This is a genomic window from Paenibacillus sp. J22P169 (assembly GCF_059691995.1).
In genome coordinates, this window is the sequence record NZ_JCAUAO010000001.1 from 2148465 (window position 1) to 2173168 (window position 24704).

At 48.2% G+C, this 24704-nt stretch carries 19 protein-coding genes; 1 reads left to right on the plus strand and 18 read right to left on the minus strand.

Annotated features, from left to right (window positions below; all coding sequences use genetic code 11):
- The first annotated feature begins 136 nt into the window (after nt 1–136).
- Entirely contained in the window at nt 137–1063 is a 927-nt protein-coding gene (locus tag AC58QG_RS10110; protein WP_497361920.1) for a hypothetical protein, read from the plus strand.
- A gap of 65 nt (nt 1064–1128) precedes the next feature.
- On the opposite strand, the gene AC58QG_RS10115 is transcribed toward AC58QG_RS10110, so the two are convergent.
- The 18 genes from AC58QG_RS10115 to AC58QG_RS10200 form a co-directional block, all read right to left on the minus strand.
- Nucleotides 1129–2046 carry an aldo/keto reductase gene (locus AC58QG_RS10115; RefSeq protein ID WP_497362824.1) on the minus strand — a complete coding sequence of 306 codons (918 nt, stop codon included), beginning with the start codon at nt 2044–2046 and terminating at the stop codon, nt 1129–1131.
- A gap of 193 nt (nt 2047–2239) precedes the next feature.
- Entirely contained in the window at nt 2240–2365 is a 126-nt protein-coding gene (locus AC58QG_RS10120; protein WP_497361921.1) for a hypothetical protein, read from the minus strand.
- A 39-nt stretch (nt 2366–2404) separates the two neighbouring features.
- Nucleotides 2405–4234 carry an FAD-dependent oxidoreductase gene (locus tag AC58QG_RS10125; RefSeq protein WP_497361922.1) on the minus strand — a complete coding sequence of 610 codons (1830 nt, stop codon included), beginning with the start codon at nt 4232–4234 and terminating at the stop codon, nt 2405–2407.
- A gap of 86 nt (nt 4235–4320) precedes the next feature.
- Nucleotides 4321–4497: a hypothetical protein gene (locus tag AC58QG_RS10130; protein ID WP_497361923.1), complete on the minus strand. Its 177-nt coding sequence runs from the start codon at nt 4495–4497 to the stop codon at nt 4321–4323.
- Nucleotides 4498–4741: 244 nt separating this feature from the next.
- A complete protein-coding gene (hutG, locus tag AC58QG_RS10135) occupies nt 4742–5710 on the minus strand; it encodes a formimidoylglutamase (RefSeq protein ID WP_497361924.1) in 969 nt (322 codons plus the stop codon).
- The gene (gene hutI / locus AC58QG_RS10140; protein WP_497361925.1) at nt 5707–7014 is read right to left on the minus strand and encodes an imidazolonepropionase; all 1308 of its coding nucleotides are present in this window, start codon (nt 7012–7014) and stop codon (nt 5707–5709) included. The genes hutG and hutI overlap by 4 nt, the downstream gene beginning before the upstream one ends.
- 15 nt (nt 7015–7029) lie before the next feature.
- On the minus strand, nt 7030–8706 hold the full coding sequence (hutU, locus tag AC58QG_RS10145; RefSeq protein ID WP_497361926.1) for a urocanate hydratase: 1677 nt from the start codon (nt 8704–8706) through the stop codon (nt 7030–7032).
- 31 nt (nt 8707–8737) lie between these two features.
- Nucleotides 8738–10300, minus strand: coding sequence for a histidine ammonia-lyase (gene hutH, locus AC58QG_RS10150; RefSeq protein WP_497362825.1), 1563 nt, complete (start codon nt 10298–10300; stop codon nt 8738–8740).
- Nucleotides 10301–10576: 276 nt separating this feature from the next.
- Nucleotides 10577–11437 (minus strand): DUF421 domain-containing protein, encoded by an 861-nt coding sequence (locus tag AC58QG_RS10155; RefSeq protein ID WP_497361927.1) that lies wholly within the window; start codon nt 11435–11437, stop codon nt 10577–10579.
- A 567-nt stretch (nt 11438–12004) separates the two neighbouring features.
- Entirely contained in the window at nt 12005–14455 is a 2451-nt protein-coding gene (locus AC58QG_RS10160) for a carbohydrate binding domain-containing protein (protein WP_497361928.1), read from the minus strand.
- 122 nt (nt 14456–14577) lie between these two features.
- Entirely contained in the window at nt 14578–15810 is a 1233-nt protein-coding gene (locus AC58QG_RS10165; protein WP_497361929.1) for a DegT/DnrJ/EryC1/StrS family aminotransferase, read from the minus strand.
- Nucleotides 15811–15842: 32 nt separating this feature from the next.
- The gene (locus AC58QG_RS10170) at nt 15843–16940 is read right to left on the minus strand and encodes a neutral/alkaline non-lysosomal ceramidase N-terminal domain-containing protein (RefSeq protein ID WP_497361930.1); all 1098 of its coding nucleotides are present in this window, start codon (nt 16938–16940) and stop codon (nt 15843–15845) included.
- Nucleotides 16937–17857, minus strand: coding sequence for an N-acetylglucosamine kinase (locus AC58QG_RS10175; RefSeq protein WP_497361931.1), 921 nt, complete (start codon nt 17855–17857; stop codon nt 16937–16939). Before AC58QG_RS10175 ends, AC58QG_RS10170 begins: the two co-directional genes overlap by 4 nt.
- Nucleotides 17854–18585, minus strand: a complete 732-nt coding sequence (locus AC58QG_RS10180) for an SIS domain-containing protein (protein WP_497361932.1) — start codon at nt 18583–18585, stop codon at nt 17854–17856. The genes AC58QG_RS10175 and AC58QG_RS10180 overlap by 4 nt, the downstream gene beginning before the upstream one ends.
- 19 nt (nt 18586–18604) lie before the next feature.
- Nucleotides 18605–20335, minus strand: a complete 1731-nt coding sequence (locus tag AC58QG_RS10185; RefSeq protein ID WP_497361933.1) for a polysaccharide deacetylase family protein — start codon at nt 20333–20335, stop codon at nt 18605–18607.
- A gap of 14 nt (nt 20336–20349) precedes the next feature.
- Nucleotides 20350–21261, minus strand: a complete 912-nt coding sequence (locus AC58QG_RS10190) for an ABC transporter permease (RefSeq protein ID WP_497361934.1) — start codon at nt 21259–21261, stop codon at nt 20350–20352.
- Nucleotides 21230–23038 carry an NHL repeat-containing protein gene (locus AC58QG_RS10195; RefSeq protein WP_497361935.1) on the minus strand — a complete coding sequence of 603 codons (1809 nt, stop codon included), beginning with the start codon at nt 23036–23038 and terminating at the stop codon, nt 21230–21232. Before AC58QG_RS10195 ends, AC58QG_RS10190 begins: the two co-directional genes overlap by 32 nt.
- 52 nt (nt 23039–23090) lie before the next feature.
- Entirely contained in the window at nt 23091–24701 is a 1611-nt protein-coding gene (locus AC58QG_RS10200) for an extracellular solute-binding protein (RefSeq protein ID WP_497361936.1), read from the minus strand.
- Between the last annotated feature and the right edge of the window lie 3 nt (nt 24702–24704).

Consider the following 24704-nt stretch of genomic DNA (forward strand, 5'->3'; position numbering starts at 1 on the left):
GTCCTGATAATATTCACGATCTTAACTTACCATAACACATAAGTTAGCAGACAATGATATAAATGATATCCTTATTAAAATATGATATATTTTGCTTATAGATTCAATACATAGTCCCTATGGAGGCCATCTTATCATGTTACATGTGCTAGTAGACGAAAATGATCAAACAGCGTGGTATCCCAATTATCTCAGTGGTTTAAAAAAAGGGCTTGATTCCTCGGGAGTCCCGTATACCTTTTCCAATAAGCTGCCGGAGGATCCCAAGCATCCCGTTTTGATTACTCGCTTCACGCTATTTGATCTGATCAAAGAAGCAGACCCTGTACCTGAACAGCTTTATATTCAAGAGCATGATGTCTGGAATCCTTTCACGAATGTCTTAGACTTGGAGTCATTATGGATCTTTCATCATCCTTCCTTGAAAGCCATTTTCTATACAAATCCCAGCATGGTGCCTTGGGGGCAACGATGTCTGCCTCCAGCATCTCAAGTTGAAGTTATCGCGGCAGGCTTTCCTTACGACCACGACTATGTGAATGCCACCTTGAACGGAATCAAATCTTCAGATGAACGGGAAAAGCTGATTGTATTCCCAGGTCGAATGAATGAATTCTATCAACCTTATCTTTCTGTCCGATTGGCGTTTGAATTTATGGATTTAGGCTACAGAGTCGTTGTGGCTTCGCCCGTAACACCGCTCTCCCACTATCCTGTGGCCATGTGGAGAGAATTAGGCATTGAAGTCGGAAGGCTGCCGCATGCTGAGTATTATCAACTATTATCAAAGGCAACAGCTGCCGTGTCCGTCACGATCGGTGGTAGTCTCACCTTGGCTCTCTATGAAGCTCAACTGCTAGGCGCTACGCCAATCGCACCTAAGGGACGAGCTGATCTGCCTCCGTTCACCGAAATGTATAGCCCCAGATATGATCTGCTGCATCCTAGAGAAGCTATTGAAATGGTAGAGAATAAAGTCTCTGTTACCATTGATACGCGATGGTTCAGTATTGATGCCTATGTGGGAACATTGCTTGATACGGTTTCAAATCAAGCGAAATAACAAAAAAAACCATCATTTCCCAGAGGGACAATGATGGTCTTTTTTTGCAATCGTATACTATTTCACTATGGAAGCACGTTTCCTGCGGCACGATAAATCTCATACCATTCTTGACGAGTCAACTGAATGTCTCCAGCTTTCGCGCAATCGATTAAGCGATTGACATTCATAGTCCCCGTAACCGGCTGCATACGCGCCGGATGGCGTAGAATCCATGCAATCGCGATCGTCGTATTGGACACCTCATATTTCGCCGCGATCTCATCAATCTTCTGATTCAGCTCCGGGAACTTCTCGTTTCCGAGAAATACGCCTTCGAAGAATCCATACTGGAAAGGCGACCAAGGCTGAATGGTGATATCGTTCAATCGGCAGAAATCAAGAATACCACCGTCACGGTCCACTGCGGAATCATTCAGCATATTCACATTCATACCATTCGAAATCATCGTAGCGTTGGTAATGCTTAATTGCAATTGATTCGCTACAAGCGGCTGCTTAACCGATTTCTTCAATAGTTGAATTTGTAGCGGAGTCTGATTGGAAACACCGAAATGTCTGACTTTCCCCGTGCTTTCTAAGAGGTCAAATGCTTCAGCAACTTCATCTGGCTCTACTAAAGCATCTGGACGATGCAAAAGCAGAATATCTAAATAATCCGTTTTGAGCCTTTTCAATATGCCATCCACGGATTCCAAAATATGTTCTTTGGAAAAGTCGAACATCCCTTTCCGAATACCGCATTTGGATTGCAAAATGATCTTCTCTCGTACATCATCGCTCATATGGATGGCATCGGCGAAAATTTCCTCACAAGTACCACCACCGTATATATCCGCATGATCGAAGAAATTAGCTCCGATATCCAGCGCCCCTTGTACGAAGCGTTCAGCCTCGATCTTGTCCAGCGAGTTAATTCTCATGCAGCCTACTGCAATAACTGGAACTTCTAATGTACTAGTTCCAAGCTTCATCGTTTTGATCATAAAATAAATCCTCCTTCAACACTGCATCGCTTAATACGTGCTCCTGAGTTGCCTCTACCATTGTCACACATCGCCAACTCATATTCAAGAAATGGAGGGACTATTTACTATTCCTTTAAAAATAACAATGTCAGATTAGCATGCTACATAGAGTTAGCGTGTTGTGCGGCGAGATGATTTCGCTTGTATGCTATTCTCTGAACATAATACTCAGCCATTCTACACATAGTTTGACCCAGCTTGCATTGCGGTTATAGTTCATGAGGTCGGCATCGGAATTCAAGTAATCATTGCCTCTCGTATCCCTTTCATCCAATGCGGCCGTCCTCCTCATGAAGAAAACATTTAATTAACTTCAATAACATCGAATTTCAAATATTCGCGCATGATCCAAACCATTGGTGCTTAGAACCTCTACGCGGAGTTTCTTAACTTGTTCCAATTGAACAAAGCTTGCGACCTGTCGTTGGTAGTTCTCCTTTATGTCCATCACTTGGTGAGAATCTTCGAGAGGATTCGCCAAATAAGCAATCACACGGAAATCCTTCAAGGTTTCCGACTGCGGTCCCCATTCGTTCTTTTTGTGCAAATTATCCTCGTGGGTCAATGTCAGTCTACGGTGCATGCCTGTGTCCAGCACGATTGTTATTTCATTAATGGATATAGGTGCATCCCATTCCAGCTCAATCCAAGGCTCTCGGTCTTCCGGAAGTGACATCCATCTATGCGTACCTGGAAGGACCAAATCCAATCTGACGCCGTTCGTTCCATGCATGGAACGGGTATATCCGTCTATAATATTCGAAGCTTGCCCCTCTGGTTGCTCAGATGAAGCTCGAACAACAGCCTGACTTGCCAGATTGTCAACTGTAGGAATACCAGGAAGGAATGCATCCTGTTTAATAAGCTGCTGTTGTGTTTTCCGAATTAATTCTTGCTTTTGATAAGCCAAATTTAGCGGAAGGCCTTCTTTTATCGCTAGAGCTGCAAATGTACCAGCACCTTGCCCCATCACACCACAGGTTGCCATGACCCTAGTGCTTGAGAAGGCGATATGCGTAGCGGATATATTGCGTCCAGCAAACATCAGATTCGCTACATTGTCACTAATCAATGCTCTTAACGGAATGCCATATACATGATTGGTATGCGGTTGATGGCAGGGATCAATATCTTTGGCCTCTATCCCCTGTGGCGGATGTGTATCCATCGGCCAGCCTCCATACGCGACGACATCCTCGAAATGGACCGAATGCTCAAGATCCCCCTGCGTCAGCATGTGTTTGCCGATAAATCGACGCGATTCACGCTTGCCTGGGACGAAGCCGAACCAATCAAGCGCCCAGTTCTCCGATTCCGGATGGTATCCGCTATTTTTGATGTGATCCCAGACACCCATCATGATGGCAAGCAGCTCATCGCGAATCATTTCATTATCGGTGATTGTATCCAATAATCCGCCAAACTCCACCCACCAATACCCATATTCCCACGAGGTATGACTACGGTATTTCAAATCCTCCTCTGAATAGTGCTTCGCCCACACAGGGGGAATAAATTTCATCGGTTTGCCCATATTTCGAGCCGTGAACAAAAGCGAAGAACCGAGACGATACGTATCCGATTCCTCCCCTGCGAATGACTCCCCATATTGCTGCGAAGATTCCCTGCCTGTCGTAAATAAGGCTCCCGCTTCTTTCCCGAGGCGACCATCTCCCGTACAATCCATGAAGATATCCGCAAATATTTCGAAGCCGTGCTCCGTGCTTTCCCTTGTTGCCAGCGCTGAGATGATCCGGTCGCCATCCATTCTCACGCCAATAATCACCGTATTCAGCATCAACGTTAGATTCGATTCCGCTCTGCACTTTTCATATAAAAGGAGATCTAGCATAGATGCGCTTCGCTGTGGATTGCGTACGGCACATTCAAGTAGGATTTCTTCAAGGATGCCGCCCTCTCTGGCTTCTGTCTCTAATACCGTTCCCCGCTTGGAGTGAGCCGCCCCGACGATGTGCATCCGAATCTCTGAGGAGGCATTGCCTCCCAGCACAGACCGATCCTGACATAGAATCACTTTTGCACCATTGCGTGCAGCCGCCAATGCAGCTACTACACCAGAAATGCCGCCTCCGGCAACCAATACATCGCCATGAATTTCTAGTTTATTGTTGTCTCCACTCATGATTTATGATCTACCCCTTCTTCTCTGTCATTTTGAGTATTCGCTGATAGGTCTTGCTGTGTAAAAGATACCCGCTTGTCCTTTGATCACCTTTCTGTAGCCTGCCCTTGTGAAGTAGCTATGAGTTCTGGATCCACCACGCCTGCAACTACCATATTTTTAATCGCAGCAAGAGCATCTTTCATTCCATTGCATTCCGGATCTTTTTCCGTAAACGCTTTCACAACTATAGCAAGCATCGGTACGTATAATTTCTTTTTCATAGAAACCATTTCTTTCTTCTATTATTATATAATAAATTTTGTTTGGATATATTGTAACCGTGATCAAATTCTTCAGGCTTTACTGCACCCCACAAAGTGAAGCAAAACTTAGGAGCTAATTCCTAGTACTTTGAGGGGACGAAGAGGTGCATGGCACTGTCACAGAGCATTTGAGTCAAATTCGCTAACCACAAAAAACGCCGCCAACTCCAACGAAAAGGAGCTAGCGGCGTTTCGTATTCGATTATTTCGAGCGCGCAGCGAGCCCTGCCAAGAAGCTGAGCATGAACTGTACCGCGAGACGCGAGGTCACGTTACGCACATCGATGGTCGGATCAATGCACACGAAGTCCAGCCCTTGCACCTGCGGCAGCGAACCGAGACGGTAGAGGGCATCCAACGCATCCCACGGATTCATCCCGCCGGTACCGATCGCAGGGCATCCCGGCGCATAGGCCTGATCGATAACGTCCACGTCGAAACTCACATACAGCACATCCGTGCCATTCCCCGCTAGCTGAAGCGCCTGATCGAGCACTGTATCCATCCCCATCCGCCGTATATCACGCGACGTAAATATATGAACGCCTTTACTCTTCACGTAGTCATGGTACGGCTTCGAATTCATGAAGCCTCGAATACCGATTTGTACGATGTGATGTCCCTGAACCACACCTGATTCGAGGATGCCGCGGAACGGCGTACCGTTGGTGACGCCACCGTCCTCAAAATTACGGACATCATGATGGGCATCAAAATGAAGGATACCCACTTTTTGACCAGGATGACGGTCAACGAACGCTTTGATTGACGGGCAGCTCGTCGAATGATCACCGCCAAAGATGATCGGGATCAAGCTCGGCTGTTCTCTGTACAGCGCGCGCAGACTTTCCTCAATGCGGCGATGACATTCTGCTATATCTGTCACATGCATTTGGATATCGCCGAGGTCACGAATAGCTAGCTCTTGCAGGTCAACACCATACTCCATAGAGTATGTAGTAAACGATTTGAATGCCGCACGAACCGCCGCCGGTGTTGTCGAAGCGCCTGAATGCGAGATCGAAGGCTTAGACAACGGGATGCCGATGATCCCTGCAAGCAGTTGCTCTTGACCGTCCCACTGGCGAATCCAATGAGCAACCTTGGTTTCCATATGATCTCTAAACGCAGCTTGATCCGGCGGTTTGAGAAATGGGATCTCGTGGCTCACAGCGCAGCCCCCTCTTTACTTGCTTCACTCGTCACGATGGTACGGTTCCATACGATCACGTTTCCGTTTTTGATAACACCAAACGTATGGTTAATACCGAAATGATACGGCAGATAAGCGAGATTCGGCGCATCGAATATCGTTAAATCCGCACGCTTCCCCACCGCGACCGAACCGATATCATGCCCTCGTCCCAGCGCGTTCGCCGCATTGATTGTGCATGCGGTCAGAATCTCCTCCGGCGTCATCTTCAAGTTCAGAGACGCCAGCATCATGACGAGCTGGATCGATTCCGTCGGACAAGAGCCCGGGTTATAGTCCGTGGCAAGAGCCACCGGCAATTCAAAGGCATCGATCATGTCGCGTGCACGCGCATGTTTGGTCAGGCCGAGGTTGAACGAAGTGCCCGGCAAGAGCACTGGAATCACGCCGTGTCGGGCCATTGCAGCCAAGCCTTTATCGGTCGCAGCCAGCAAATGTTCAGCGGAAATCGCACCGATTTCGCCCGCCAGCTCCGCTCCGCCAAGTGGTTCTATTTCGTCTGCATGGATTTTCGGAAGCAAACCACACTGCCTACCTTTCAGCAGAATGCGTCTTGACTGTTCAATGGAAAAAACACCATGCTCACAAAAAACGTCGCAAAATTCCGCAAGCCCCTCTTCTGTCACCTTGGGAAGCATCTCATGGACGATGAGATCCACAAATTCCTCAGCACGCCCTTTATATTCTAGCGGCACCGCATGTGCCCCCATAAACGTAGAGACAATATCGAGCGGGTGCGTATCGTTCAAACGTTTCGCCACACGCAATTGCTTCATTTCGTCCTCCAAGGAGAGACCGTATCCGCTTTTCGCCTCAACTGTCGTGACACCATTCAACAGCATCTCGTTCAGGCTTCGACGCGCCTTATCAGATAGGTCCTGCTCACTGGCGGCCCGAGTATTTTGCACCGTGCTCAGAATGCCACCGCCCTGCGCCAAAATGTCCAAATAGGAGACGCCGGACCGCTTCAGCGCAAGCTCATGCTCACGGGAACCGCCGTGAACGAGATGGGTGTGCGGATCGATTATCCCCGGCGTCACCATACATCCGCCAACATCTATTGTTTTTGTGATTGCGACGTCTGCCAGGAGATCCATAACTTCTTGGGCTGGGCCAAATGAGACGATTCTTCCCCCGCGGATGGCAACCGCAGCATCCGTGATCACTTGGACTTCTTTCATTTGTTGCCCACGACGCGGCACATTCCCCGGAGGTGTGACCAAACGGCCAATCCCCGTAACGAGCAAATCAATCCGTTCCATCTCTTCATTCCTCCTTCACTGTCCCTGCTCACGCATGGGGATGCGAATGCCGTGCTTTTCCGCTGTTTCAATCGCTTCGTCATAGCCCGCATCCACATGGCGGATAACCCCCATGCCAGGATCAGAAGTCAGCACACTGCGGAGTCGCTCATCTGCCGCATCCGTCCCATCCGCAACTACAACCATCCCTGCGTGCAGCGAGTAGCCCATGCCTACGCCACCGCCATGATGGATAGAAACCCAAGAAGCGCCTGCTGACGTGTTGATCAGCGCATTCAAGATCGCCCAGTCGCCAACGGCATCGGAACCGTCTTTCATCGCTTCCGTTTCACGGTTTGGCGAAGCAACAGAGCCACAATCTAAATGATCGCGACCGATGACAATCGGTGCTTTCAATTCGCCATTTCTCACCATTTCGTTCAATGCGAGACCGAATTTTTCACGCTCCCCATAGCCGAGCCAGCAAATACGCGCTGGGAGACCTTGAAATGCGACACGCTCACTCGCCATCGTAATCCAGCGACGCAGGTGATCATTCTCCGGGAACAGCTTCATCACAAGTTCGTCTGTTTTGCGAATGTCTTCCGGATCGCCGGATAGCGCTACCCAGCGGAAAGGTCCTTTGCCTTCGCAAAAAAGCGGACGGATATACGCTGGAACGAAACCTTGGAAATCGAAAGCGTTTGTGACGCCTTGGTCGAAGGCGACTTGACGAATATTGTTGCCATAATCGAATACGACGGAGCCTAGCTGCTGAAGGTCGAGCATCGCTTGCACATGAGTCGCTATGCTGCTTTTTGAAAGCTTCACGTATTGCTCAGGGTCCTTCTCGCGCAGTTCGGCAGCTTCGGCCAACGTAAAGCCAACCGGGATATAGCCGATCAGCGGGTCATGAGCCGACGTTTGGTCCGTAACGAAATGCGGCTTGATGCCACGTTGCACGAATTCAGGGTATATTTCCGCTGCGTTGCCCAGCAGGCCGATGGCTAGCGCCTTGTTCTCTTCCATAGCTTTACCAGCAAGCAGCAGTGCTTCATCCAGCGTTTCCGCCAGGACATCACAGTAACGCGTTTGGATACGGCGCTCAATGCGAGTTCGGTCAACCTCAACTGCAATGACGACACCCTCATTCATGGTGACAGCTAACGGCTGTGCGCCCCCCATGCCGCCTAGGCCAGCGGTCAACGTCAAAGTACCTTTGAGTGAACCGCCTGTATGTTGGCGGGCCGCTTCGGCAAAGGTTTCATACGTACCTTGTAGAATGCCTTGCGTCCCGATGTAAATCCAGCTGCCCGCCGTCATTTGCCCGTACATCATCAGTCCCTTTTGCTCCAGCTCACGAAAATGCTCCCAATTCGCCCATTTGGGCACGAGAACAGAGTTAGAAAGAAGCACACGCGGTGCACGTTCGTGAGTTTTGAAAACGCCGACCGGCTTGCCGGATTGGATCAACAGCGTTTCATTACTTTCCAGACGCTGCAATTCGCGGACGATGGCATCGAATGAAGGCCAGTTGCGAGCCGCTTTACCGATACCACCGTAGACGACGAGATCTTCCGGTCGTTCTGCGACTTCCGGGTCAAGATTGTTCATCAGCATGCGCATGGCAGCTTCCTGTACCCAGCCTTTACAAGACAGATCTGTACCGCGAGGGGCACGAATTTCTCGTTTTTGAGGATTAGAATTCGTCATAAGTGATCTCCTTCTAAATTTCTCTATTTAGTCAAAATAGCGTTCCTGCTACAGCCTCAACCGCTTGCAGCCACTCGCCCTCCAGCAAAGCAGTAGCCACGTTTTCAATATCACGGGATGTAGAACGGTCCTCCACAACTGGGGGAACGAGCGCCCGCAGCTTGTCGTAGAGAACCCGAGTCGCTGGAGCGAGACCCTCAGATCCTACAAATTCGGCAGCTTCAGCTGCACAAATCAACTCGATCGCTAGCACCTTGGACACGTTGTCGATGACCTGCGCTGCATGGCGAGCTGCTGTTGTTCCCATAGACACATGATCCTCTTGATTCGCCGAAGACGGTATGGAGTCCACGCTTGATGGATGAGCGAGCACTTTATTTTCCGAAACGATAGATGCACTTACATATTGCGTGATCATCATGCCAGAACCAACCCCTGGATTATGGCTCAAAAAAGCAGGCAGTCCCCCGGATAGCGCTGGATTTACCAGCCGTTCGGTACGACGTTCCGAAATGTTCGCCAGCTCGCTCATGCCGATTTTCAGAAAATCCATAGCGAACGCGATTGGCTGCCCATGGAAGTTACCGCCTGAGATGACAAGACCTTTATCCACGAATAACAACGGATTGTCGGTTGCTGAGTTAATTTCAATGGCAATTTTATCCTGCACATAGGCAAGAACTTGACGTGTCGCACCATGTACTTGTGGCAGACAGCGCAGTGAGTAAGCGTCCTGTACCCGAAGCTCGCCTTGGCGTGTTGTCAATTTGCTGCCTTTCAGCAGCTTACACAGGTTCTTCGCTACGCCGATTTGTTCTGGATAAGGGCGCACCTGATGCACCTCTTCCGCAAAAGCATCCGGAATGCCGCGCAAGCATTCAACCGTCAGTGACGCGATCACATCGGCGATTTTCGCAAGTCGTTGTGATTTTATAAGCGCCAGCGTTCCGATGGACGTCATAATCTGCGTGCCGTTAATCAGTGCCAGCCCCTCTTTCGCCTGCAAGCTAATCGGTTTAAGCCCTGCATTTGCGAGCGCTTTCTCTCCTGACAGGCGTTCACCTTGGTACATCGCCTCACCCTCGCCCATCAGCACCAGAGCCAAATGAGACAGCGGAGCCAAGTCTCCGCTTGCGCCAAGCGAGCCTTGTTCCGGCACGACCGGATGTACGCCACAATTGATGCAGTCGATCAATAGTTGCAGCGTTTCCGGGCGGATGCCGGAATGACCTTTGGCTAGTGCGTTTGCGCGCAGCACCATCAATGCACGTACCGTCGGTTCCGGCAGCGGTCTGCCGACAGCGCAGGCATGGCTGCGGATCAGGTTAACCTGAAGCTGGACAGCGTCTTGTGGTGAAATCGTCATGTCGCTGAATTTTCCGAACCCTGTCGTGACCCCGTAGACCACTTTGCCAGCAGCGACCAGTTCCTCCACCATTTTGCGGCACGCGATCACACGCTTGAGTGCCTGTTCATCTAGCTTGACCGGCACATTGTCATAAACAACCGCCGCTACTAACTCAGGTATCAATTGCTCCCCGTCTAATAAAACCGGAGTCGCTTCTAAGCTGCTTTCCTGCTGTTTGTATACCATCGCCATATCAACACAGACTCCTTTCCTTTCTCGCTTTACCAAAAGAAAGGGACCGTACGGAAGTTATTAACTTCCATACGGTCCCTTTTTAAAAAAGAGGGTAGTATGCGATTGTCCGGTATCAAGCTCCAGCCGATCCATCATCGCGATCACTCACTTTATCGTTATTATGTTTTTGCCTAATCTTACCTAATCTCATTTTCACACGCTGGTTCGCAAGCTGTCAAGATGGCTTAAAGCCTAGTTATTGCCGCATGTCCAGATGAACAATTCGCATCAATGCTTAAGGATCGGCTTCAATTGGGCAATGATTTCCTCCATCTGCTTCGAGCATTGCTCGTACATCTCTTTGGCCTTTTTATTATTTGTGGTCAGTCCATACGTCATCAAATCGCCCTCGCATTGTTTTAACGTTGCAAATAGCGTTGCTTTTTCCTGAGGCACAGGTACATTAATCTTGTCATCATACAAATCTACAAACAATTGGCCGTACGAATCCACTTGACCTAGAAATACATTTTCAATCGTCACACCTATTTTATCTAATTCCGTTTTCAACCATGCCCGACTCAAACCGATGGTAGCTAAGGGTTCATCCATGATTTCACCGTCCATAATCACCGCTTGAGGCTCCTTCTCGGGTGCTACATTGATGCCCAAATGCTTTGCTGTTAGCGGTAGATTATCTCGCGTTAAGAGCACATTCACTTCTCCGCTTGGTTCCATAATTGCAAATTCAACATCGGCTACTCGAAATACCGATCTTTTACGCAATTGCTCCATGAGTTCATCCGTGGTGAGACGTTCCTTCTTTAAATTATCCTCCAACACTTTTCCCTCTTTAATCAGCACAGTTCCTTTACTATCGATGAAATCCCGCGCTTTCTTGCTTTTTAACTGTAAATATTCAATCCCCAATGTACATGCTACCCATACACCTATGGAGACCAAACCTAGATACCAGACCGAATCCGTATCCAACGAGATGTAGGCTGCAAGGTTGCCAATGGAAATGCCTGTTATGTATTCGAAGAAGGAAAGCTGCGTAACTTGTCTTTTACCCAACAGCTTAGTCATAAGGAAAAGTACAACCACGGATAATAATGTACGCAACATAATTTCGACCCAATCTAACAAAGTGAACCCTCCTGTTCATCAAACCAAATTCCTATTGTACTCAATTGTTTGTAGAACTGATGAAATTTATACAATAAAATGGAAAATATTCCAGTACTTATAGTGAATAAAAAGCCAACTATACTGCAAGCTCCTCTGAGATCAGATAGCTCTAATCCAGCCAAACCTTTCTCCGCCACCCCAAACAAATTAGATGGATTTTAAGTAGTTAAATTTGTGGATTCTCTTCAACCGGGAGCATTAGATGGATTTCCTACAGTTAATTTCTGCTAAAATCCACCAAACCGCCAATCTTACTCAAATTAGCTGTACTTTTTCCATCTAAGCACTAAATCCAAGGATAATCAGTAATATTAGCTGTACATTTTACATTTATTTGAAAAACTAGCTACTTAATTGACCACACTACTTCTACTTCTACACCTTCCCTACTTGCAACCATCATGCGCACATCATCAAGTCCAATTAAATATGGGGTAAGTTTCAATTACCCAAAGGACAAAAAAAGAGGAGATTGCCGAAGCAACTCCCCTTCATACTCGGTCTTCTCCTTACTCCATCTTCTCATTAATAAGCATATCGAACTAATTCCGTATGACCACCAGGCAGCACATAGTACAAATTCTCATACTCATCTGCGGCTAAGTAATAAGCGCCACTGCTGCTGATCGTGGTCACAGCCTTCGTGGAACGGTTAATCTTGAACAAATAAGTGCCATTGATGGTGCCATAGACGTAATTCGGATCCTTCGAAACGGTGAGCAATGTGGCATCTACCCAAGTACCCTGGCTATTGTAATCCACATCTGAGAACTTTTGTTGAAAGTAATCAAACGTATTCGTCGTAGGATTAAAGATAAATAAGTACCCTTCCGCCATACCCCATATTTTACCATCCACCGTATTCATCCCCGTGATTCCTGTCAATCCGGAAACTGGAAGTGTGTATTCTCCGCTTTTGGTTGCGGTCGCAACATCATAGACGAAAAGCTTCGCCTGGGTTTGCGTTGGCGCCAGACCATTGCCCCCTTTAATGGAAGTCCCTCCGTAGACTTTGCCATTATAATAGGCCAGTGCAGTAACACTTTGGTCCGTGACGATGTCTTTTTTTAGGGTACGTGTGTTGGTAGCAGGGTCGTAGATGGTCAATCCACCCTTCAAACTGCCATACTCGGCTACACTGCCCATAAATATTTTGCCGCCGCCACTTATCATCTCAACCGGTCGATCCATGCCATCGCTCTTTTGATCAAATAAAAGGGTTGGATTCGTACTCGACCAGCTAAGTGCTGGGTCGAACTTCCATAACTTCGCACTTCCATAAGAGGCAAAGTACGTATAACCATTTAACGCTAAGAAGCTGTACGTTTGGAACGGTGCTGCGTAGTTTTCGTCAGGGTAACCTTCATTGGCATCCCCGCGCATCGGTGTATATCTGCCAATACCGCCATCCAAATACCCACCCGAGAAGATTTTACCATCGGAACCGCCACCGATTTGATTAATGATCGTCGTAAGCTCCGGCATTCCGCTCACGTAAGCAGTACTGGTATTGCCAGTTTGAAGATTATACTTAAACAAGCTCATGCGACCATCTTTTGACCCATACACGACAAGCGAATTTCCTGGAAAGTTCGTCTGATCAGCAAGCTGTACCCAGCCGTATTTATTGGCGCCCAAATCTGCCTGAACACCAAGATTGGTGGATGTCTTCGCGACAATGTCATAAGCATACAATTGACCACCCGACACGTAGTACACTTTTCCATTGGATGCAGGAGACGGCAGTGCGGGCAGTGTCGCATCTAAGGTCGCGTTCCCACTGGCATCAATGTTCAAGACCAACACGGTTCCACTTGGTCGCATTCCTGCGAATAGCTTGCCACCTGTAAAATTCAACTCATAGACAAATGTTTCACCTGTATAGGCAGCGGGCAAAATGTCCGTTTTAGCCCCTGTCGTGTTGTCAAATCGAACTAAGGAGCCATTCGTTCCAGTGCCGATATAGGTGACGTTGGAAGCAGCATCATAGGCTAAACTTCGCACATATTCTTCATTTGGCCAAATGGGCTTCGTATTAATCATGGAATACCCGATGTTCGGCTCATATTTAAAAAATCCGGCATCCCCAAAGCCGCCGCCATATATTTTGCCATTAGTCCCTGCTGTTACCGCGTAGATATTCTCACCGCCAGTATAGGATAAACCAAGATCTGTTACCGACGTAGCGCCTGGTGAATAGCGATAGACGTGACCATTCGAGTAACCGCCGAAGTAAATTTTGCCATCCGTTGCTGTTGTCGCCCCCCAAGCTCCCAATGCACCTGGCAGCGGATAATTGGCAACAACCGCATTCGTGTCCGCGTCGATGATCGACATCATCGCGTCACTTCCAGCTGAACCTGATCCAACGGTATATATCTTGTCTTGGCTCGTGTTCATTCCGAACGTCGTGCCAAGTGTGGACGTATGTACCACTTGATTACCCAGCGACGTAAACTCTTTCGTTATCAAGACATCATCCCAGTAGGCTGTCGACAAGGTAGCAATGCCCGAGTACAACAGTACGGAAACCTTCGCCGTATTGGCTGGAGCCGTATATTTCACCTGCGCAGTTGTCCATTGATTCGTAGGTGCAGATACATTTGCGATGCCATTCCCAATGACGGTACCGCTGCTATTCCAAAATCGTAGATACAGGTCAACGCTGCCGCTGACGACAAACACTTTCGCATAAGCCAGGTAAGTCGTCCCCGCTGTTGCATCCAACTTCACGCTCTCAAGTCCAAGATTAGACGTCGTACTGGTATCGACAATTTTGGCGCTTTGCGTACCTGTATAGGCTTGCTCTGAGCTTGCTGACATCCCTGTCGTGCCATATGCTTGTGTCCAGCTTGATGTTCCACTTTCAAAGCTGTAGTTCGAAATCAGTATATCGGCTGCAGAAACCGAGAATACCATGCTTGCAAATGATAAGAAAAAGAGCAAAACAACGGCTGCGCTTACCTTTCGTTTCATCCTTCATTACCTCCCTTTGGTAAGTGAAATCATAACCATGCCAAACCTGATACATGACAGGCTCATCTTGGTGATGTGGATAACGAACAGTGGCATCCCCCCTTTCAAGCAGGCATTCCGTCTCATTTTTTCAAATAAAAAGCCGCCACTTTCCGAATCGCTCGAATCATATCCTCGATATCCTCAGGGGTGTAAAATTCACTGATCGGCAGGCGAATTGCCGTTTGTAGAACCGTCTCAGCGCGAGGACACAACCCTCTGTAATACTCCCTCTTCGTTAGATCGAACGGAAACGAGCTTCTCAAGTAAGCTTGTTTGGCTGTGAAGAGCGGCTGCATATACACAACATCCGGGATATATCCGGCCGAGTTTGGAATACCTTCGGCTTGTAAAGCAGCACTAAATTCATTACGTGTACAAGTGAAAGCTTCCGAATCCATCCGAAACATGTAGAACCAATACGAAGATTCATTTCCCTCTGCGATCGTAGGTGTATACAAACCTTGCACATCGGCGATGCCGGCAGTAAGGCGATCCCCAGCTGCTGTTCGGCGTTCACAAATCCACGGTAATTTCTTTACCTGCGCGATCCCGACAGCACCTTGAAGCTCTGTCATCCGGTAGTTCGGCGCTAGATATTGGAGATCGCGAGTCACTCCGTTGCCCAGTCGTTGATAGTTCTTATCGGCAAAGGCATGCGCCCGGAAGTAATCGCGCTCATCACCCGAATTGACACATACCATACCCCCATCTCCCGTGGAGATATGTTTGTAATCATTGGTACTAAAGCAGCCATAATCCCCGAGCGTCCCTGTTAAATGACCTTGGTAACGTGACATATAGCTTTGTGCGCAATCTTCAATTAGAACTAAGTTATGGCGCTTCGCCAGCTCGATTAATGCCGTCATTTCACACGGATTACCGGCAAGGTGAACGGCTACAATCGCTTTGGTACGCGGAGTAATCATCGCTTCCACAGACATAGGATCCAAATTGTAAGTGCGGAGATCTACATCAGCGAAAACGGGGATCGCATTTTGATACAAAATGCCAATCAGTGTTCCTTGATCGGTAATCGGACTCGTAATCACCTCATCACCGACTGAAATCCCTGCTGCGCCAAGGGCAACATGAATGGCAGCTGTACCTGAAGATGTCGCAACTAGATGCTCGACACCATATAAACGGCCAAAATCACCAAGAAACTGCTTCACTTTCGTACCGTGATGATAAAACAATGTGTTCTGTTCCAATGCGCTCAGCAGCTCTTCCGCTTCTTCGAGTCCGAATCTGCGTCCTGTTCCAAATGGGGTTATCTTCGTTGGGGAGCCGCCATCAATCGCGAGTCTATCCACTTTATCCCTCCTGTCACTTTAAAGCATCTACTCTATTCCACTGCATATTGAAGAAAGTGCTTGCAAGCGTCCCTGGATATTCGGCATACCTCAACTTCATACCCTGCCATTTCCCATGCCTGTTCATCCGGTATATAACCGATATACCCATTGGCATAGCCGACGACTAACTGATTGTGTTGCTTCGATACCTTTGCATAGCTGGAAAAGGCCTCACCAGGAATGAACCAAAGCCGTATCCCGCCTAGTTCAATCCACTGCTGATAGCCGAGCAGCAATTCCCCTGTCCGTTGGTCTTGCAACGGGAGATTTTCCTCTTTCAAAAAGATATACCGAGACGTGGATGGAATTGGCTTGCTGGTTTGCAAGCTGCTAACCAGACGATTCCCCATACGGTCCGCTTCTTCCGAATCTGATCCTTTTCTCGTAAATCTTGTGGAGATATCTCCAGCAGCGCCGTTTGCAAACAAGAAGATGCTATCCTTATATAAGCGCTCTAAAGCATCCATCGCCACGCCTGGATAATCAGCTGAGATGACCGATCCTTCAGGACCGATGACTGTTGGATGGCAAGTAAAATGGAGAAGCCCACCCAATGTTTCCTTCGAATGAGGATCATACACCATTAACCAATAAACCTCGGGATCAGCCTCCGCTGAGAAATCCCGACGATTGGAAGCGATGTCGCTGCAAGTAGATACTGACCATTGCATCGCTGCTTCACGCATATTCGCCAGCGCCTGCTCCAGACTAAGTGCAATGAAGGATACTAGGCTTTGCCTATAGACAGTTGGAACGTGTGCCGCATCTCCCGTCCATAATCCTTTGTGCAGCACATCAGGAATCCCATCGATCGCGGAGTGCGTATGCGTGGCGATTAAACTAAGTTGACTAGGGGACATACCGAAGCGCTCAGCCGCTATCCGGCATACAGCCTCACGAAGTGCATGATCAACACCAAGCAAATCCAAGCTTATAATTGCGAAGCGCGTACCTTCCGATTCTCCTGTCATGCAACGCGTATATAGCTTGGTATGCAATCCGTCAGCTTGGCGTTGCCGATGTTCATAGCCCCCGAGCGTGACTGGGAGCGATGGCGAAATATCTATTTTGGCGAACCCTATTTTCATCCCACATCTCCTAGCGCTTTCTTCGCAAGCATAACAGCCCCATGTACAGGTGTATTTTTCGGTGGCATCAAGTGTTCTGCCCACGAGCCAAGGTAGCTTTCAAGCGGCCGTAGTATGCTGCCTCCCATCTGAAAAACACCACCCGCATAGGATAATTGAGGGGGCACTGACCAGTGGCACTGTTCAATTAGCCGAAGATAATGGGCAGCCAATTGGTTGGCCGCATGATCAATAATACGTTGCGCAACTTGATCATTCTCCTGCGCACACCTCCCGACTTCTAGGGCTAGAGCAGCAATCTGCTTTCTGGACATCTCGCCATATACTTTTTCAATCAACGTCGTTTCGTTCTGAAAAGATAACCGCTGCTGGAGCCGCTCCGTCAACAAGGTTGACTTCCCTCTGCCATCCAAATCCATGGCGATCGCCTGCAGCGCATCTCGGCCAATCGCATACCCGCTTCCTTCATCACCGAAGATTGGACCAAAGCCCCCACAACGTCTAAGGGTCCCTGCCTCATCCAACGAATAGGCCACTGACCCCGTACCCGCTACCACAATTACCCCCGGTGAACCATCCAATGCACCTATCAAAGCGATTCGTCCATCCGCAACCCCTTGAATCTGCGCCTGAGGAAAGAAGCCTGCTATCAGGTCCACTGCCCAATCCGGCTCCTCTTCTCTAAGCATTGAAGCGGATCCGAGGCATATATGCTTGAGACACCCCTGATTACTTGCAAGCCAATGTGACATCATCTTCATGATTTCTTGCAGATTAGCCTTAGAAACAGCGCTGTCATCCGTCAACGCATTCATGCCACCGCCTATAAATCGTTGCGATTCACCCGTTGTTACTTCTACGAGTAATGCTTCTGTCTTGGAGCCCCCGCCATCAATACCGGCCACAAAGGTTTTCAACTCACGTCACTCCCTCCTGAAGGAGGCTTGTGCGTTAACTGCTCGTTGTGCGCATCACCTTTTGCGATGTTCGCACTGACATAGACCGGAGGGACAAAGCCTTGCGCCAAACAATTCGTTACCGTCTGAACGATGACGGCATTAATGATAAAAGCGCCGATAATTGTGGACGTAGGCCCAATGTACTGCTGCATCTCTTCCACATAGACGGAAGCATCACCTACGACGCCACAGTTATCGATGACAATATCGGCTATTTCATAGCAACGTAATTGACTGGAATGTCTTGGTAACTCCTGCATGGATTGCTTTAAATTGGTAATTAATACGACAGTTGCCCCTCGCTCTTTCGCACCAAGCGCCATTTCCACAGGGACCGCGTTGATACCCGAGTTGGACGCTAGGATGAGCACATCACCCTGAGCGACCTTGTAGGTATCTAATAGAACAGAAGCATAGCCTTCCAGCCTTTCCAGCTTCGTGCTTTTGATCCCACCTTCGTGCAGCATCAGGCCGGTTTCCAAAATTGGAATGATATCCTTGAGTCCACCAGCACGATAGAAGGCTTCCTCCGCTAACATATGAGAATGCCCCGTACCGAAAACAAAGATGTGCCGGCTGGATACCAACGTATTCGCCAACACCTCTGAAGCACGCTTCATGGCATCAGTCTGGGTCAGCATGACGGAGGATAGAATGCTTTGTACATGGGTCATAAATGTTTCCATCGTATTGGAATCCTCCTTTTTAAACACTTACCATACCGACGCTCACTTTTTTGTAGCAGTCGTGACCATATCTTTTAACAATTGAACCGCTTGTTGCATCCGAGCTCGTGAACGTAACCGGCACACAAATGACCATCTCAGGCATTGCACTTTCTACGATAAGCTCCCCATCAGCACCAAACCCCTGAATGACCGTTGTACGTCTCTTACGTTCCCAAGCATTTATCTCCTCACTTGTCATCGAAACAAATCCACGCTGAAGTGCTTCCCTCACTACCTTACGAAACGATTCACGAACGAGTGGCTGCGCTTCAATGTGCAGTTGGTGGACGAGGAAGTGTGCTACCCCGCGTACCCTGGCTACTTCATCTAGAAATGGCGTTATGATCGAGCTGTCCGCCCAGCCTTTCAAATCCATATCCTGTGTAAGGAAGCCCAGCTCTAATACATTGTAGAAGCGATTCTGATCCGAACTCCACGCTATTGGAAAATACGGATGACAGGTGCCAAATGCAAAGCCAACATTACCAGGTTTGCTCGGCCCGCGTGTCTGGTCCATTTCAATCCCATGCTTTTCACACCATTCAAACAGCTCGCCCCAACCTTCGAACCGCGTATAGTGATTTTTATTGGTAACAACGGACGTAAGTTTCGCTGTTCGCTTCAACTGCTGCAGCTGCCTGGCAAATTCAGTCTCACTCCACGTCTTCCCCTCCAATGCGTGCTCGCTTCGTTGTGAATCTAGCGCATTATAATGGAAAGCGAGTTCATGCCCATCCTCTTTAATTTGACGATATACCTCGTCGGAATACCCCGGTTCCAACATACACCACGTGGAGCGCAAACCTAATTCCCTTAACAACTCCAAGGCTGCAGTTGCTTGGGAATCGAGATTGCCATCACTATCATGGGAAATGGTTAACACGTGATCGATACCATCTGGCCATACATCAACAAAGGGTAACGTTTTGCCAAGCGCAAGTGCTGAACCAATCAACCGCGAGATAACCGCTTCTCGCCATAGATCCCCATACGGCTTGGCGAAATACTTACCGCCCGTTTCCGTTGATTGGCGATCAAATTCCCAGTCAAGTGTACAACCATCATCCGCTTTCAAAATGCCCTCATCCACATTGCCCGTTCCATCTCCAGCAGGCACTCCATCACCAAGAACAGGTTCCTCACCTTGCTGAAGGCTAACAACCGTCTTAGGAATGTCGACACCCCAGCGTTCAATTGTGCCTTGCCCGATAGCGAACTTAAGATACAGATAGCCTGCCTCTTTCCCATCAGGTGAATAGGACTTGATCGAGCCACTCGCCTCTAACAGCGAATCCGCGTCTACGATCGTCCAAGGATTCGCACCTACAAAGCGCAGCAGCTCATCCGCAGCCTCTAGCTCTTTCGGCAAGCCCCCATTTGCATAACCTGATTGCAAGTAGGGAGTTCGCAAACAGCCTAATCGTTTAGCCCATTTATTCAGCCCGCCGAAGGAGATCAAACGCCCTCCACCTGTGACATAATCCCATAATTCCTCATCGCCAGGTTGAATCTCTTCATCCAGATGCGTTTCAATGAGGATATCATACGATGCAAGCGACTTTGTCGTCGTTACTTGCACCCATTCGTAGGGAATCCCTGCATGGGACAGGATCTCTGCGATATAGCTGCCATAGCAGTTGAGTCCATAGCTTAGTCTGCGCTGGGCAGCAGAATCATCCTTGAGGATACCTAGCCTCACCATGTTCATCTATGTTTTCCCTCCTAATAAATCCCCTGTTCGCCGTACTTTTTGGCAATACGATTTGCACCGAGTACGAGAATACAGCCGATTACTCCTTTAAATAAGCCTACAGCTGTTGCAAAGCTATAATTCGATTGGTCAATTCCTTTGTAATATACATACGTATCCAGCACTTCAGCAATTTCTTTGTTGTACGCACTCCGCATCAAGAACAGCTGCTCAAATCCGCTATCCATCACATGGCCTAATCGTATGATTAATAAAATGACAATCGTACTGCGAATACCTGGCAAGGTGACATGCCAAATTTTGCGCCAGCGATTCGCACCGTCCATCGTCGACGCTTCATAGAGGTCAGGATTAATACCGGCTAGCGCCGCAAGAAATAGAATCGTCCCCCATCCGACCTCTTTCCAAATGACTTGCAGCACAATCAGTGGCCGGAAGAAATGAGGGTTCGAAAGAAAGCCGATCGGCTCCGTTCGATGGAAATAAACTTCCATGAAATTATTAATGAGCCCTTCGCCACGCAGGAAAATAATGAAGATACCCACAACAAAAACCCAAGATAAAAAGTGCGGCAAGTAAACAACCGTTTGTACAAATCGCTTAAACAATTCATTGCGAAGTTCATTTAACATCAATGCTAGCAAAATGGGCGCGGGAAAGGCGAAGGCGATCTGCATCACAGACAGCACTAACGTATTCCACATCACTTTCGTCAATTCGCTCTCAGCAAATAAGGCACGAAATTGATCGCAGCCTACCCAAGGACTTTTCATAAAACCTAAGAAGGGACTATACTCCTGAAAAGCGATCACGATCCCTGCCATAGGTAAGTACTTATAGATGATAAAATACAAGATGCCGGGCAAAGCAAGCAGGAAGAGATACCGGTCTTTATACAGTCTTCTGCGTACTGATTGAGTCAACTGAGGTGTCCCTCCCTATCGTGTTCGTGTTCCTGAAGTTATACAACGTATCTCCCACTGCAAAATAAATGTCGCCGTTCGAAGCTCGGGCAGCCGCCCTTACTGTACCTGGCAGCTGCTCTTTTCTTATAATCTCTGTCGTGCGTTCCTCGAACCATACAGCTTCATTCCCGATAAAGGCTAGAATGGTCCCCTCATCCCCTTGCAGTAGCCAGCTGCAAGGCTCCGCTGTAGGAATACGTTGGACAATATCCATCGTGTTCGGATCAAAGAGATGAATGGATGACCCGGCTTGAATAAACACATACAACTTTCCAGCTGCAATCGCATGACCCATTTGCTCTTCTTCCGTGAAAGCAATTTTATGCACAAGTCCAACACCTGGCTTCCAGACACCGAAACCACAAGCTAATTCACGAGAAGGAAGTCCGCTCGCACCGCCATTCGTCTTCATGTACACATAACGTTCATCTGCCGCAAGTCCACAAATTTGCTGACCATTGCTCAGTGGTTCAGGCCAAATGTGTACTTCATCCGTGTCTGGATCAATCCGGCTCAACGCACCGCCGTATTGCCCATATTGGGCGGACCATCCTGTCCAGATGCCGTCATCCGGACCTAGCACACTGCGTCCCTCCGGTCTGATGTAGGCTGGCGATGCAGCCGTTAACATTCGAGGGTTGCGATTATTCATTTGATCCCATGGTTGCTCGGGATCATAAATAATATGATCTCCGCCGACATAGGCGGATAAATACAATTGCTCACCTACAGCTACCATCCCGTATACCTCTCCACCTGCATTGCAGACAGTGGCTGAATTCCAAGCTTCATCCTGCACAGGATTATACCGGAAGATCGTTTGGCCGAATCCGCTGGATCCCCATACCTGATCCTTAGCGTCCGTCATTAGCGTGAATATACGGGTAGGTGTTGGATCGGAAGGTATTCTTTGTAAAATAGGAACATCTGAAAGCCGCTCAAGGATAAAATAATCCTGACCGCGAACGCCAGCATACCGCCCATTCGCCAGAGCTATGACCGAGCATGATTGGCCATTGGGCAGCATAATCGAATCGATACTCAGACACGCTGGGTCCAGATCAGGTATGCGCTGGAAGGTGGCAGCGTCGTACCACATCCGTTCCGTTCCTTTTTCTAAACAGATGAATGTACTGTTTGCTTCCCGGACCGTAAATCCAGGTGCATCGATGGATTGAAACTCACCCTTTTGCATATCGTACGCCTTCAGGAATGACTCGCTGAAACCACCGCCTACGAAGATTGTGCCTGGAAGACCGCCATAGACGGGACGGCTGTAATGATTTTCAGGATTATCTGACACCCTGCCCAGATTATGCAAGACATGGGTTAGCGGATCATATCGCAGCAAGCGGCATCCCGGCCAACTCCCGCCATATACATTCCCATCTGAGCCTAGTGTCAGATCCCAGAAATATTTCTCATCTGGATCGGAGAGCGGGGGCGCCCACTCTCGCGTTATCAGATCAAGACAATGGAGATATGCGTGATTCGGGCAGGTTCCCACGATCAGTTTTTGATCGAACCAATTCACAAGCCCCCAAGCGCCTTCATCGCCTGGCAATGGAATGACCTCATAGGCGTGACTTTCGGTATCGACGAGAATAAGAGATCCAGTTCCCCCAGCCACAAAGTTGGAGAGAACCAGCTTTTCCCTCCCGTCCAACGGATCAATCATGACGGTCTTAGCCAAAATATTAAAATTTCTACAAGGACGACCCAGAAATGTGTACACGGCTAGCCCCCCCAAAAAAGTTGATGTATGAATGTGCGACACTGGACTTAACTTACTGCCATGCTTCTTTTGCGTCCTTAATTTTAATACCCGCATTCATTTCGGTAATCATGGCTTCGCCGCCTTTTGTTTTCCATTCTTCAACTAATTTGCTCCAGTCTGCAACGGGACGGACGCCAGCAATCATTTTGGATTGCTCATCTAGTAAATATTTTTTCAATTCCGCGCCTTTCGAAATTTCTGTTGGTGAAATGACCGCGTAATTCGGGCTTTGGTAGAATTTTAGTTGCGTATACGATTTGGAAATCGCCGATGTCAATTCTTTCAGCTGTGGAAGTTTATACATAGCTGGATAGTCTACATCGGTATCCTTCGACGGAACCATGACACCATCAAGCAGATACGTGGCTGGCACAAGCCCTTGCGTGATCGATGCTGGCTTCACAACCCCAATACCATCGGCAAGATCATAACCCTCACCAAGTCCACCGCTTAGGAAATCAAAATCTTTATTTTTATCATTCTTTTGGTCATTCGGATAAAAGTTACGGGAGAAGTCCAACATGCTTAGGATACGTTTAACCTTATCTGGCTCTTTGCCAGCTTGTGCTGAAATAACTGTCATATTTGCGAAGCCACGGCTTGCGGTAAAACCTTTCGATCCATCGGGTGCTGTAAAGGCATCTAGTGGAAGGAACTGTGCTTTCGGTTCAATCTTCAACAGACCGTCCATATATTGCTCCGACATCCCGCGTGGACTACCAATGAAAATGCCTGCTTTGCCCGAATAAAACTCTTTATTCGTCGCTGCCCAATCAAGCGTAATGAAGTCCTTGGTCATCGCACCTTCCTTATAAAGGTCTGCAAACCACTGAATCATTTCCTTGCGGGCATTTGATACGATTCCCGGAATAAAGCGGTTCTTATCGTCTTTATGGTACCAAGCATCAGGATCCCAATACGCCCCCATCGGAATCGGCCAGTTAATGTCCTTCCCAATTGCGAGCCCATAGGTATCGTTTTTACCATTCTTATCCGGGTCATTCTTGGTAAAAGCTAGCGCAACTTGCTTAAGCTCTTCGTAGGAAGTTGGAGCTTTTAATCCTAAGCTGTCCAGCCAATCTTTGCGTACGACTACCGTGAAACCAAATTTCGGATTATAGCCTGGAATCGCGTATACTTTGCCATTCACTCGGAACTGATCCCAGACGTAGTCAGGAATAAGTTTCAAGGACGGATAGCTTTTAATGTAGTCGTCTAGTGCTAGAAATGCGCCTTGCTTGGCAAATTTACTGTATTTATCTGTTAATTCAGCCGAAGGCAGCAAGGTTGCATCAGGAAGACTGCCAGATGCTAAGGTGACATTTAATTTCTCTGTGTAGGATCCGCCAGGCACTAAGGCTGCTTGGTAATCAACGTTAAATTTCTCGTTAATTTTTTGAACAGCTTTGCCATTTTGCGGCGGGACATCGCCATTAATGGACTTCATCGTTGTAATGGTAATTTTTTTGGCCGCTTCCTGCGTAGCCGCTGGACTGTTGGTTGTTGGTGTGGCAGCTGTCGGTGATGATGTGGCGGTGGGCGTTGAGTTGGAGGAACAGGCAGTTGCCGCAAGCGAAACACTTGAAGCCATTAACACGACAAATAACTTTTTACGATTCATTGG